The following is a 13051-nucleotide window of genomic DNA, read 5'->3' as shown; positions in this document are numbered from 1 at the left end:
CTGCCACCAGCCGGGCTATAGAGACCCGTCTGCCGGTGAAAGACGACGTCGTTCTTGTTGAACCCCTCTCCCGCCAGCGGGAGAGGGGGCCCCGAAGGGGCGGGTGAGGGCAGACCCCCGGGAGGGGCGACTGGTCCAAGCCCATAGGCGGCATACGCCTTGAACCCGCGCCCGCACCTGTTCCGGACGCCCATCCCCCCATTCCGACCGCTCATCCCCACCCCGCTTGCGACCGGCGACCGCGCCGCTAGGCTACCCGGGGGCCCATGCGGGCAAGGGGAGCGCGTAATGCGCAACAGGGGTTTCACGCTGGTGGAGCTGATGGTCACGATTGCCATCGTGGCAATCCTTGCAGCCATCGCGCTGCCGAGTTTTCGTGCGTCTTTTCGGAGCAATCGCCTGGCCACCACGACCAACGAACTCCTGGCGAGCCTGTCGCTGGTGCGCAGTGAGGCAACCAGAAGCACTATCGGGGCGGGCTTGTGCGCCAGCGATGACGGCCTGAGCTGCAGCGGAACTTGGGACGACGGCTGGCTGGTATGGGTTGATCGGCCGGGAGGCAATGCCGGACAGTTCAACTCCGGTGTGGATGAGGTGGTGCGCTTCATCGACGGGCATCGCCAGATGCAGCTGAGCGCCACGACGGCCGGAAGCATGGCCAACGCAATCGGTTTCGATCAGCGCGGCCGTCCACTTGCTGCGGCCTCGCCGGTCCAGATCACTGTGCAGCCCGAGGATTGTCCGCAGGGAAGTGAAAACGTGCGGGTGGTCAGCATGACGCTGGCAGGGCAGATCAAGACGGTGAAAGGAGTATGCGAATGAAGCCGCTCGGAAGTGTGCGTCGCGGTGGTCGTGCGGCCGAACAGGGTTTCTCCCTCATCGAGGTATTGATCGCGCTAGTCGTGCTGGCCGTGGGCCTGCTCGGCCTTGCATTGCTGCAGACCATGAACTTGCGCTACACCAAGAGTGCCGATCAACGCACCAAGGCCGTCAATCTGGCGGGTTCGATGCTGGACATGATGCGCAGCAACCGTAGCCAGGCAGGGGCATACACGGTAGCCGCCAACGACTTCCAGGCTGTGGATGCGACCAGTGGATGTGGCTCGCCGGACGCGGTCGGCGTCAACCAGAACCGCACCCGGTGGATATGTGAAGTGGTGGAAACGTTGGGTCCGGGCGCAGGCGGTACGGTTGCGTTCAATGGCGCCACGGCGACGGTGGTGGTCACGTGGGAAGAAGACGGGTTGCCGACACTTGATCAGGCCGGACGCGTCGAACTGGAGAGCATTCTGTGAGCCGGATACGCCAGGGCGGTGTCTCGCTCATTGAATTGATGGTTGCATTGCTGATCGGCACGCTGTTGGTGATGGGCCTGGTCCAGGTGTTCTCGGCATCGAGAACGGCGTATCAGCTCTCCTCGGGTCTTGCACGTGCCCAGGAAAACGGCCGTTTCGCAATGGACATGTTGCAGCGCGACCTGCGGGTGGCCGGTCACATGGGCTGTGTCAACGATCAGGCTCGATTCCTGCCGGAGAACATCACGCCCTCACGCCCTGCCCTGGTGTCAACCTTTCTCAGCGCCGCCGATCAATTCAATGGAAATTTCGGTGCAGTGGGGGTATCTGCCCTCAGGTTCGACCAGATGGTGCAGGGATTTGATGCGAACGGCACGGCGTCGGGTCAAACCCTGACCTTGGCGGCGACTCCGGCGGTGGCACCGGATGGGAGCAGTTGGACTCCCGCACTGCCGGCCGATGTCCGGGCCGCGATGATTCGCCCGGTCAGCGGAAGCGATGTGCTGATCCTTCGGCATTTCGCGCCTGCAGGCGCACAGGTGACTTCGTTTACTCCGGGCGTTCCGGCCACCATTCAATTCAATACAGGGCACCTTGCGCGGCTCACCGAAGGTGTCACCAGCCCGCGTCTCCTAGGAATCGGCGACTGCATGACTGCCGCCGTGTTCGAAGCCGCAGGCGATCTGGACACCGGCACGATTACCGTCGCGACCGGGGGTGTCAGCCAGCGCAGCCTGACCGACCAGCCATTCGTCACCGGCCAAGCCATGCTGTACCGGGCCGAGAGCCTGGTCTATTACGTGGGAGTCAACGAGCAGGGTGTTCCATCGCTCTACCGCACCCGCTTCGGCCTCAACGGCATCGGCGCGTTGACGACGGCCAACGAGGAACTCGTGGAGGGCATCGAATCGATGCAGCTGCAGTACGGCGTCGACAGCGAGATCGGACTGCTCGCCCGCCCCACCGGAAACATCGGTCGCAGCCACGTCGCCTCGGCGCCCATTTTCACCGGCGGTTCCCCTGTGGCCAACGCCGATGTCTGGAGGCGGGTCGGTCTGGTCCAGGTCGGCCTTGTCGCGCGTAGTGCTGAACCCGCAGCAGTGGATCAACGCAGCACCAGCGATAACACGGGCGTTGCGCCGCTTTCCATCGTGGGCGTCCGGGTAACTCCGCCTGGTGATCGCTTCTACCGCACCGTCTACGAAGACTCGGTTGCATTGCGCAACCGGCTTTTCGGTAATTGAGCACCCATCACATGCGCAACTCTTTCTCTCCGAATCAGCGCGGCGCTGCGCTCTATGTTTCGCTGATCCTGCTGATCCTGCTGGCACTGATCGGCATCGTTGCGTTGCAGGTGGCGGGGCTGCAGGAACGCATGTCAGCCAACTACCAGGCAAGCAGTATGGCGTTCCAGAATGCCGAGGGCGTTGCCAGGAATACCGAAAGCGCATTGAAGTCCGAGGTGACCGCAGGGCTGGTGCCTGATACCCAGATTGCCGCCACGAACTGCACCGCATCCCACGATGCGACTGCATGGAACTCCAATACATCGCACGTGCGGCGGCTGGATCTTTGTTTTTCGTGGGGAGGCATGGATTACCCCAGCGACGAGTCGGAGCGGACCGACCAGATCTACCAGGTCACCTCCTTCGCACAGGACCGCGATGGCCTGTTTGCCAGTTCCGAAGCGGTGGTCGACACCGTCTTTATTCCCTGATCGGCGCCAAGGACACCAAGACAATGACGTCCACTTTCCTCATTCGCTCCGGCCTGATCATTGCAGCCGCGCTGGTGTTGACACTGCGCAGCGCGGGGGTCCAATCGGATACGGTTTTCTTTGCAGGTAACCCACCTGCCATTTCCCAGGTGCCGCTGTACATTCGGGATACCGTGCCACCTTTGAACATGCTGGTCATGGGCAAGGACCACAAGATCTATTACGAGGCGTACAACGATGCTTCGGATCTCGACGCGGATGGCATCGTCGACGTTGGCTATCGGGGGTGGGAGCGCAAGAATCCGGTGCCGGCCGAGGGTTCCAAGTTCAAGATCGACTATTACGGATATTTCAACTCCTACGTTTGCTACGACTGGGATGGCGACAAGTTCGTTCCCGCGAGACATACCGACGATAAAACCTGCAATGGAAACTGGAGCGGCGATTTCCTCAATTACGCCACCATGTCCCGCATGGACGTGCTCCGACGGGTCCTTTATGGCGGTTGGCGCCGTACTGACACGGCTGAGCAGACGGTGTTGCAGGGCGCATTCTTCCCGCAGGATGCACACAGCTGGGGCAAGGAATACCAGAGCATTGCTCGCGATGGCTACGATATTCGCAAGTACACCGCGATTGGCAGCCTGCCGGCCCAGGGTCGGTACCACCTCTTTGCCGTAACCACGTTCTCCGGAAACTTTGCTTCATTCCCGAATTACGACGCACCGCGCTTCCGGGTTCTCCGAGACACCACCCATCGTATCTGGAACTGGGTGGCGATGGAGGGGCCGGTTGCCGGCAATCGCTGCGGCACGCAGGGCACGTTGTGCGTGACCGGGTCGACCACGGCCCATCCCGGGCACCCGTCGAATAGAGCCGAGTTCGACGCTCTCGAGACCACATGGGGAGTCGCGGACAACCTGTTGCGACAGGACAAGCCGTCCAATATCGAATGCGGTAGCAACTGCGGTGCCTCGGGGCAGAATGACAATTACATGACGGTCATCACCGGCAGGATCCGGATCCCCAACGGGACAGCTCAATATCGTATCTCAGTTGACGGTGATGACGCGGTCGATTTCGAAATTCGGCATTCCAACGGAGTCGTGGTCGCAACTGCTGGGAAATATGGGGCCGGCGGGCGTTGCAATTGCGATAGCAATAACACCGGCATCCTTTCGCTGGTAGGTGGGCAGACCTACACAATCAAGTTCCGCCATGAGGAGGGCACAGGCGCGGACAACTATGTGCTGCGGTACCAGACGGCTCCTGGCAACAGCAACAACTGGGGGGACTGGACGGTGGTTCCCGGCTCCAGCTCGGGCGGGGTCTTCGATCTGCAGCGTAGTGTGTACTCACTGGTCAAAGAATCCGGCGGCTCCTTCGACAGTGATCGGTTCGTCAGGGTGCAGGCCTGCCCTGCAACGGAATCGCTGCGTGATGCTTCGTGCAAGACGTATCCTTCCGGGTCCCACAAGCCCACCGGGATTCTGCACGAGTATGGCGAGAACCAGCGGATGTACTTCGGTCTCGTGACGGGCACTCAGCGCAACAACCTGCAGGGCGGTGTGTTGCGTAGGAACATCGATAATTTCGCCAACGAGATCGACGCATCGACCGGCGTGTTCCGAACCGACGTTAATGGCATCGTCAAGAGCATCGACCGCCTGCGGATGATTGGCGGTGGTTACGCGGGTGGCGGTGACAACACTTCCAGTCAGAAGAACTGGAATTGGGCCAACCGTGAAAACAATTTGGGTGGAAACTGCGTCTCACAGGGTGGTCGCACGCTCGCGAATGGTGAGTGCCGTATGTGGGGTAACCCCATCGCGGAAATGATGTTCGAGGCGGTCAGGTATTTCGCCGGTGCTTCTGAGCCAACTGCGACGTTCATCAGTACGGCAAACACCTACGGCAAGCAAGAGGATGATCACCTCGCGCTGCCCGAGCCAGCGTGGAAGGACCCGTACAAGTCCGTGCAAAACGGCGGTGGAGGTTACGCAAGCTGCTCGCGGCCGGTCATGACCGTGATCAGTGATATCAACCCCAGTTATGACGGCAATCTACCTGGAAGTGCGTTCGAAACCGTGGCGTCGGACTCCACCCTTGGTGATTTCAATGCGGCCAGCCTGGGGCAGGCGATCTGGACCGATGAGTTCGGCGGCGGCTCGCGCAACGTATTCATTGGGCAGGTGGGGGCAAACACCGACTGGGCGCCGACGGCCAAATCCGCGTCCAGCTTCGGAAATATTCGAGGCCTGGCACCGGAAGAGCCGAGCAAAGAAGGTACGTACTATTCTGCGTCTGTGGCGCGGTACGCGGCCTCCAGGCGCCTGAACAGTCTATCCAACGCTCCGTATCTCACCACCTACTCGGTAGCGCTGGCATCGCCACTGCCGCGTATGCTGATTCCCGTTGGCGACAGGACGGTGGAGTTGCTGCCGTTCGCGCAGACCGTGAGCGGTACATTCGGTGAGAACGCGCGTAAGCCGACCAATACGATCGTAGATTTCTTCGTTGAAAGTATTTCGAATTTCCCCGGACAACCGCTCCAGGCGACGGTGAATCAGGGGCGTGCGCACGCTGTATTCCGCATCAACTACGAGGACGTCGAGCAAGGCAACGATCACGACATGGACGCGATCGTGCGTTACGAGATCTCCGCAGGCACTAACAGCGTCACGGTGAAGTTGAGGTCCGAGTATGCTGCTGGTTCGGCAAACCAGAACATCGGTTATGTGATTTCAGGAACGACAAAGGATGGCGTCTATCTTGAGGTGCGTGATACCGATTCGCAGAAGTCCACTTCGGTGTATGGACTCAATACACCATCGATGACAACGCCCATCCGATGGGCCGGCGAATGCGTCGGGCAGACTGGGAGTGCGCCTTGTAGCCAAGGTCTGGACTTCGAGTCAAGCCGCGTGTTCACGGTTGGTTCGGCCGGCATCGGTCAGCAGCTTCGCGACCCCCTGTGGTATGCCGCGAAGTATGGAACGCCGGGCAGAGTCGCCGTGGGCTCCGATGGGGAACCTGAGAACTATTTCCTCGTGTCCAACCCACTAAATCTCAGAGCCCAGCTGTCGAAGGCGTTCGACAGCGCGCAAAATGCGAGCCCGCCGGCGGGCAGCTCCAACATCAGCGGTGCGCGCATTGGCGCCTCGTCATTCACGTTGGTTCCCTCTTTCCAGCGCAATCGTGAAGCCAAGGACTGGACGGGTAATCTGACAGCGATCTCATTCAGGGCGGACGGCACATTGGGTTCGACGCTGTGGAACGCACAGGCGGGAATCCCGGGTTATGCGACGCGTGGCAGCCACATCTTCACTACACACACCCTGACAAGTACCTCGAAGACGGTGAGTCGACTGCGCGAGCTGCCGGGTAACAATGACGACAGGTTGCGTCGTCTCGGGATCAATCCAGCACAGGTCGCCACCCGTTACGGTGCCAACTACAATTCCGATCAGATCATTTCCTACCTTGAAGGAGACCAGTCCAGGGAGAACGGACGTGGCGGCACGCTGCGTAACCGTAGCCATGTGCTTGGCAGCATCATCAACTCCGAGCCGGTCGCGGTCTCGCCGCGCGCGAACTATGGCTACTCCCTTTATTCGGATGCGATGTTCGCGGACTACACCGAGTATCTGACAGCCAAGCGGACCGCTGACAGGTCCACGGTATTCGTAGGCGCGAACGATGGCATGTTGCATGCGTTCAATGCCAAGACGCAGCCGTGTGCAGCCGACCCGGAGCAGGCATGTGCCGGGCCGAGCGCGGGCAACGAATTGTTCGCCTACATCCCGCACGGTGTGCTGGGCGGTCTTGGTGAACTGCCGCTTCCTGACGATCTCTACAACCACCGCTACTACGTGGACGGTCAGATCGCGGTCAGCGACGCAAGGCACAGCAGTGGATGGAAGACCCTGCTGGCCGGAACAACCGGCGCGGGTGGTCGATCACTGTTCGTACTTGACGTCACCAACCCCCAGTCATTTGGTACCGGCGACGTGCTCTGGGAGCGCAACAGCACGATTGACTACGACATCGGGCACATCTTCGGCAAGCCCATGATTGTTCCGCTGGAGAACGGTAGTTGGGGCGTGGTGGTCGGCAATGGCTACGGGGGCATCAACAGCGACCCGTCCCTGTATATCCTCGACGCTTTCACCGGCGAGCTCATTCGGAAGATCACAGCGAATGATGGCAATCCCGCCACGGCACCGGGGACGCCACTGGAAAACTGGATCTGCCGGTTCTTCGGTGGGGTTGCGCCTTCTCTCTGCGCGCGCAGCGAAGCTCCGTACAATGGCATGGCCCAAGTCACGGCGATCGACAAGAATGGCAATGGCCGCGTCGATACGGTGTATGGCGGCGATCTGCAGGGCAACATCTGGAAGTTCGACCTGGGCTCGTCAAACGATTGGGACTGGGCGGTAGCCAACAGCGGCACGCCATTGTTCGTGGCGGAAAAGGACAGTATCCGTCAGCCCATCACCGGCGGTATCCGGGTCGCGGCCGGCCCCGGTACGGGTGTCATGGTGTATTTCGGCACCGGGCGCTATGTGTTCACCGTCGATAATACGGTTCCGCCCACCCCGGATGTGCATTCGCTTTACGGGATTTTCGATAATGGCACTGCGGTGAGCGGCGGGCGGGGTGCGCTCGAACGACAGGCCATCACGGGTGAGAGCACGTCCACAGACGGTCAGCTGATACGAAGCCTGAGCCGCAATATGGTCAGTTATTTCGGAGGAGGAGCGCGTCGCGGCTGGTATATCGATCTGGCAGTGAACGTAGGCACCGCCGCCGCGCCTAGCTACCGGGGCGTGGGCGAGCGATTCATCGGAACACCGTTGATCCAGAGTGGTCGGGTGTTCTTCACCACGTACACACCGATGGAAGACAGTTGCAACCCGGGTGGGCTGAATTTCGTCTACGGGCTGGATCTTTTGTCAGGAGCAGGAGGGCTTTCCAATATCGGCACATTGCCTGGCGGGAACGCCATCTGCACCGGGGCGGATTGTGCCGTCGGCGCAGTGTCGATCGACAACAACGATGGCGGCCCTGGATCCGAGGATCCTAGCCGTGCCCGCCCGCCGGTCACGTCAATGGGTCTTGGCAACATCGACACGCTCAAGGAGATCACCAGCGCGCATTGCACCCCCGGTGTCGACTGCCCCACATTCGAAGAGTGCTCGGTGGTCATCTATCCAGGCGGCTTTGTGCTGCCGCGGCCCTGCGGTCGTCAGTCGTGGAGGCAACTGAAATGAGGCGACCAAGTTCGAAGGGATTCACACTCATCGAGTTGATGGTGGTGGTTGCGGTGATCGCGATCTTGGCCTCCATCGCACTGCCCTCCTACCAAGATTCGGTGCGGAAAGGTCGCAGGGGACAGGCGAAAGCGGATCTGGTGGAAGTCGGCCAACTCGCGGAACGCTATCGGACCGTAAACAGCACCTACAGCGGGTTTTCCTTGCCTGCCGGATTCGATAGATCACCCCGTACGGGGACCTCGTTTTATGCGGTCGCGCTGGATATCGCCGATGGCGGGAGGACCTATACGGCGACAGCCACTCCCGTCGCAGCGCAGGCTGCCGATCGGTGCGGTGCGCTGGCTCTGCTGTCGACTGGAGCGCGCTTCCACGAAAGAGGGGAGTCTGCGGAGTGCGGGTTCGGGATCGTCGGCCCGCCATCGGACTGATCTAAGCCGGCCTAGGTGCTTGACCGGCATTGCGTAGCCACTACAATACGCGTCCCCGCCCGAATAGCTCAGCCGGTTAGAGCACTTGACTGTTAATCAGGGGGTCGTTGGTTCGAGTCCAACTTCGGGCGCCAGATGATGTGAAAGGCCGCGGATCTCCGCGGCCTTTCGCGTTTGGGGCATCGGCGCATGCGAGGACCGATGGCTGGCACTCGCCGATCCCCGCCCGTCCTACTGGGTGTTCTGGGCGCTTGTGCGTCTTCAGGCCTGCGAGCCGGCATGCGGACGGTTCTCGTGTCCGGCTGCCGCTGCTGCGTTCCTGCGCAGCGGATCACTGCGGGCACGCCGTTGCCTTTGGAGGCCGTGCGCTGCGCACGCGGCCCAGGTTGTTGACGACGACGGTGCCGGCCAGCTCGCTGCCTGCGCAGAGCCGCACGGTCTGGTTGCTGTGGGCGCTGCGACCGTCGTGCTGGTAGCGCAGGTAGCGGCGGGTGGTAGTGACGGTCAGGCCGCGGGGCATGGCTTCGCGACTGCCGAGGATGTCCGCTGTGTCGTCCGGCTGGCGGTTGCCGTCGGGGTCGAGGAAGAACATCCAGCCCTGGGTCCAGTCCGAGTCGTTGCGGCAGCGATGGTCGGCGTCGCGTGGGCAGACCACCAGTTGGCTGCGGCGTGCGATGGCGGTGCTGCGGGCTGCGGCGAGGTCGGCAGTGATGCGGTGCATGGCGGTCTGCACACGCAACCGGGTCAGAGTGTCGGCGAAGGCCGGCAGGCCGATGGTCAGGGAAACGGCGAGGACCGTCAGCACGGTCATCATTTCGATCAGGGTCACGCCCGCATTGCTGCGCTTCATCGCACCGGCCTCCATGCCGCATGTCGAGCGGGGAGGATGTGGTGAGGGGAGCGCATGGACTATCGGCAGCCGGCGTGATGTGGTGTAGGAAAAGTGGCCGCGCATTGCCGGCATTCCGGGCACGGTCACGTCCGCACCGGGCGCGGGGACTAAACTGGCCGTTTCCGCTGATCTCGCCCCCCCGATGAGCTCAAGCCGCGAACCCTTCAAGCTGGTCTCCCCGTATTCGCCGGCTGGTGATCAGCCGCAGGCGATTGCGCGTCTGATCGATGGCTTCCAGTCCGGGCTGGCGCGGCAGACGCTGCTCGGCGTGACCGGCTCGGGCAAGACCTACACGATCGCGAACGTGATCCAGGCGGTGCAGAAGCCTACGCTGGTGATGGCGCCGAACAAGACGCTGGCGGCGCAGCTGTACGGCGAGTTCAAGTCGTTCTTCCCGCACAACGCGGTCGAGTACTTCGTCAGTTACTACGATTACTACCAGCCCGAGGCCTACGTGCCGTCGTCGGACACCTTCATCGAGAAGGACAGTTCGATCAACGAGCACATCGAGCAGATGCGGCTCTCGGCGACCAAGGCGCTGCTGTCGCGCCCGGACGCGTTGATCGTGGCCACGGTGTCGGCGATCTACGGCCTCGGCGACCCGGAGGACTACCTCAAGCTTCGGCTGATCCTGGCGCGCGGCGAGCGCATCGAGCAGCGCGCGCTGATCCGGCACCTCACCGAGCTGCAGTACACCCGCAACGACACCGAGCTGCGCCGCGGCAGCTATCGGGTGCGCGGCGAAGTGATCGACGTGCACCCGGCGGAATCGGAGATGGAGGCGCTGCGCATCGAGCTGTTCGACGGCGAGATCGAGAACCTCAGCCTGTTCGATCCGCTGACCGGCGAGGTGCAGCGGAAAATCCCGCGCTTCACCGTGTACCCGAAGACCCACTACGCCAGCACGCGCGAGAGCGTGCTGACCGCGGTCGAGTCGATCAAGGTCGAACTCAAGGAGCGCCTGGAGGAGCTGTACGCGCAGAACAAGCTCGTCGAGGCGCAGCGCCTGGCGCAGCGCACCCAGTTCGATCTCGAGATGATGGCCGAGGTGGGCTACTGCAATGGCATCGAGAACTATTCGCGGCACATGACCCGGCGCGGCCCGGGCGAACCGCCGCCGACGCTGTTCGACTACCTGCCGCCGGATGCGCTGCTGGTGCTCGACGAATCGCACGTTACCGTGCCGCAGATCGGCGGCATGTATCGCGGTGACCGCGCGCGCAAGGAGACCCTGGTCGACTTCGGCTTCCGTCTGCCATCGGCATTGGACAACCGGCCGCTGCGCTTCGAGGAGTGGGAGGAGCGCGCGCCGCGGATGATCTTCGTGTCCGCCACGCCCGGCAAGTACGAACTGGAGAAATCGGAAGGCGAGGTGGTCGAGCTGGTGGTGCGCCCGACCGGCCTCATCGACCCGGAAGTGGAGATCCGGCCCGTCGCGACCCAGGTCGACGACGTGCTCGGCGAGATCAACCTGCGTGTCGCGATGGGCGACCGGGTCCTCATCACCACGCTGACCAAGCGCATGGCCGAGAACCTCACCGAGTACCTCGGCGAGCACGGCGTGCGCGTGCGCTACCTGCATTCCGATATCGACACCGTCGAGCGCGTGGAGATCATCCGCGACCTGCGCCTGGGGCTGTTCGACGTGCTGGTCGGCATCAACCTGCTGCGCGAAGGCCTGGATATGCCCGAGGTTTCGCTGGTCGCCATCCTCGATGCCGACAAGGAGGGCTTCCTGCGTTCGGCGGGCTCGCTGATCCAGACCATCGGCCGTGCCGCGCGAAACCTGCGGGGCAAGGCGATCCTGTACGCGGACAGGGTGACGCGGTCGATGCAGGCCGCGCTGGACGAAACCGACCGCCGTCGCCAGAAGCAGGTCGAATACAACGAGGCGCATGGCATCACCCCGAAGTCGGTGCAGCGCGCGATCATGGACGTCATGGAAGGCGCGCGTGCCGATTCCGCGCTGGAGAAGAAAGGGCGGGGCCGAGGTCGCAAGGTGGCCGAGCAGGGCGAGGATTACGCACGCCTGGATGCCTCGCAGGCGGCGGCGAAGCTGCGCGAGCTCGAGCAGAAGATGTACCAGCACGCACGCGACCTGGAGTTCGAGGACGCGGCGCAGGTGCGCGACCAGATCAGGCGACTGAAGGAAGCCACGCTGGGAGGAGCCGCCGCCGCGCGATGACGATTCCGCTTGCCGGCTGCGCTGGCGCGGGCTAGAATTCGCGGCCTTGCCGGATGGCGAGGCATCGGGCGGTTAGCTCAGCGGTAGAGCACTACCTTGACATGGTAGGGGTCACAGGTTCGAACCCTGTACCGCCCACCAAAAACAAAAGGTTGCAGGTTGTTTTTGGACGAAACCCTGGCGAAAGCCGGGGTTTTTCGGTTTCAGGGCCATTGATCCACCTCGCGGCTCCGCGAACGCGGTGCCCTCCGTGCGATCACGGCCGACGGCAGCCACCCACGGCTAGGATCGGCCCATGCCCCGTCCGTCGCTTCCGCTTGCCGCACCTGCCGCTGCCGCCATCCGGCGCTGGGTGCTGGGGGTATTCCCGCGCGGACAGAGCGGCATCGACTACGACAATCCGCCGGGCGATCCCGGGCTGTTCGGCCCCGGGTCGGTGACCTGGCGCGTGCATGCGGACTTCCCCGGCATGCTCGCCGGCGGGCTGTGCGCGCTGATGCTGCAGGCGCTGCATCCACGCGCGCTGGCGGGCGTCTGGGACCATTCCGATTTCCGCAACGACCTCGTCGGCCGGTTGCGGCGCACGACGGCATTCGTCGCCGGCACCACCTACGCCGGCACCGCACAGGCACAGCCGTTGATCCGCCGCGTGTCCGCGATCCACACCCGCGTGCGGGGCGTGACTGCCGATGGCGTGGCGTACGCGGCCGACGACCCGGAATTGCTGGCGTGGGTCCATGTCACCGAGGCCTATGCCTTCCTGCAGGGCTTCCGCGCGTATGCGGGTCTGCCGGGTCCCCCCGGCTTCGAGGATCGCTATTACGACGAGACCCGGCGCGTGGCCGAGGCGCTGGGCGCGCGCGAGGTGCCGGCGGACGGCGCGCAGGTCCTGGCGTTCTTCGCCCGCGTGCGGCCGGAACTGCGGTACGACACGCGCTCTCGCGAGGTGCTCGGGGTGCTGCGCGACGTGCGCCTGCCGGTGCCGGGGGCCACGCTGTCGCGCGAGCTGTTCCTCGGTGCTGGTGCGGCGTTGCTGCCGCCGTGGGCGGAGTCCCTGCTGGAGATCGGGCCGTTGCAACGGGCGCGCCATCGCGCCTGCGCCCGCGCGTTGCGCGCGGCGGCGCCGCTGTTCCGCATGGCGTTGCCGGATGGGGTGGCGCCGCGCGCGTGTCGTCGCGTGGGCGTGCCAGCGGAGGTGCTGCGCGACTTCCGCGGGATCGATTGACGCAGAAGGCCCTCATCCGGTCCTGCGGGCCAC

The 13051-nt window shown here is 63.2% G+C and carries 9 protein-coding genes and 2 tRNA genes; 10 read left to right on the top strand and 1 reads right to left on the bottom strand.

Going from position 1 to position 13051, the window contains the following annotated elements:
• Positions 1-288: 288 nt before the first annotated feature.
• The 7 genes from E5843_RS14410 (at position 289) to E5843_RS10310 (ending at position 8850) form a co-directional block, all read left to right on the top strand.
• Complete coding sequence (locus E5843_RS14410; RefSeq protein WP_136412589.1) at positions 289-822, top strand: GspH/FimT family pseudopilin; 534 nt, start codon at positions 289-291, stop codon at positions 820-822.
• Positions 819-1295: a type IV pilus modification protein PilV gene (gene pilV, locus E5843_RS10335; RefSeq protein WP_166815982.1), complete on the top strand. Its 477-nt coding sequence runs from the start codon at positions 819-821 to the stop codon at positions 1293-1295. Before E5843_RS14410 ends, pilV begins: the two co-directional genes overlap by 4 nt.
• Positions 1292-2539: a PilW family protein gene (locus E5843_RS10330; protein WP_244240767.1), complete on the top strand. Its 1248-nt coding sequence runs from the start codon at positions 1292-1294 to the stop codon at positions 2537-2539. Before pilV ends, E5843_RS10330 begins: the two co-directional genes overlap by 4 nt.
• Positions 2540-2550: 11 nt before the next feature.
• Positions 2551-3012 (top strand): pilus assembly PilX family protein, encoded by a 462-nt coding sequence (locus tag E5843_RS10325; RefSeq protein ID WP_136412587.1) that lies wholly within the window; start codon positions 2551-2553, stop codon positions 3010-3012.
• A gap of 23 nt (positions 3013-3035) precedes the next feature.
• Positions 3036-8285: a PilC/PilY family type IV pilus protein gene (locus tag E5843_RS10320; protein WP_141065975.1), complete on the top strand. Its 5250-nt coding sequence runs from the start codon at positions 3036-3038 to the stop codon at positions 8283-8285.
• A complete protein-coding gene (locus E5843_RS10315) occupies positions 8282-8716 on the top strand; it encodes a type IV pilin protein (RefSeq protein ID WP_136412585.1) in 435 nt (144 codons plus the stop codon). Before E5843_RS10320 ends, E5843_RS10315 begins: the two co-directional genes overlap by 4 nt.
• Before the next feature lie 57 nt (positions 8717-8773).
• Positions 8774-8850 (top strand) — tRNA-Asn (locus tag E5843_RS10310).
• A gap of 197 nt (positions 8851-9047) precedes the next feature.
• Here the strand turns inward: E5843_RS10310 and E5843_RS10305 are convergent.
• Positions 9048-9695: a GspH/FimT family pseudopilin gene (locus tag E5843_RS10305; protein ID WP_141065974.1), complete on the bottom strand. Its 648-nt coding sequence runs from the start codon at positions 9693-9695 to the stop codon at positions 9048-9050.
• A 55-nt stretch (positions 9696-9750) separates the two neighbouring features.
• On the opposite strand from E5843_RS10305, the gene uvrB reads away from it, so the two are divergent.
• From uvrB to E5843_RS10290, 3 genes are all read left to right on the top strand, one after another.
• Positions 9751-11793, top strand: a complete 2043-nt coding sequence (gene uvrB, locus E5843_RS10300; RefSeq protein WP_136412584.1) for an excinuclease ABC subunit UvrB — start codon at positions 9751-9753, stop codon at positions 11791-11793.
• Between the two features lie 66 nt (positions 11794-11859).
• Positions 11860-11934, top strand: a tRNA-Val gene (locus E5843_RS10295).
• Positions 11935-12088: 154 nt separating this feature from the next.
• On the top strand, positions 12089-13018 hold the full coding sequence (locus E5843_RS10290) for an oxygenase MpaB family protein (RefSeq protein ID WP_136412583.1): 930 nt from the start codon (positions 12089-12091) through the stop codon (positions 13016-13018).
• The last annotated feature ends 33 nt before the right edge of the window (positions 13019-13051 follow it).

Origin of the sequence: Luteimonas yindakuii (assembly GCF_004803715.2) — a bacterium.
GTDB classification, from domain to species: Bacteria; Pseudomonadota; Gammaproteobacteria; order Xanthomonadales; family Xanthomonadaceae; genus Luteimonas; species Luteimonas yindakuii.
Note: the sequence above shows the minus strand (reverse complement) of the source record. Positions and strands in the feature narration are given on the sequence as shown.

What these genes read in the sequence shown, in the direction of transcription:
- E5843_RS10325 (WP_136412587.1), top strand. Translation starts at nt 2,551, where the DNA reads ATGCGCAACTCTTTCTCTCCGAATCAGCGCGGCGCTGCGCTCTATGTT.
- E5843_RS10320 (WP_141065975.1), top strand. Translation starts at nt 3,036, where the DNA reads ATGACGTCCACTTTCCTCATTCGCTCCGGCCTGATCATTGCAGCCGCG.
- E5843_RS10290 (WP_136412583.1), top strand. Translation starts at nt 12,089, where the DNA reads ATGCCCCGTCCGTCGCTTCCGCTTGCCGCACCTGCCGCTGCCGCCATC.
- E5843_RS10315 (WP_136412585.1), top strand. Translation starts at nt 8,282, where the DNA reads ATGAGGCGACCAAGTTCGAAGGGATTCACACTCATCGAGTTGATGGTG.
- pilV (WP_166815982.1), top strand. Translation starts at nt 819, where the DNA reads ATGAAGCCGCTCGGAAGTGTGCGTCGCGGTGGTCGTGCGGCCGAACAG.
- uvrB (WP_136412584.1), top strand. Translation starts at nt 9,751, where the DNA reads ATGAGCTCAAGCCGCGAACCCTTCAAGCTGGTCTCCCCGTATTCGCCG.
- E5843_RS14410 (WP_136412589.1), top strand. Translation starts at nt 289, where the DNA reads ATGCGCAACAGGGGTTTCACGCTGGTGGAGCTGATGGTCACGATTGCC.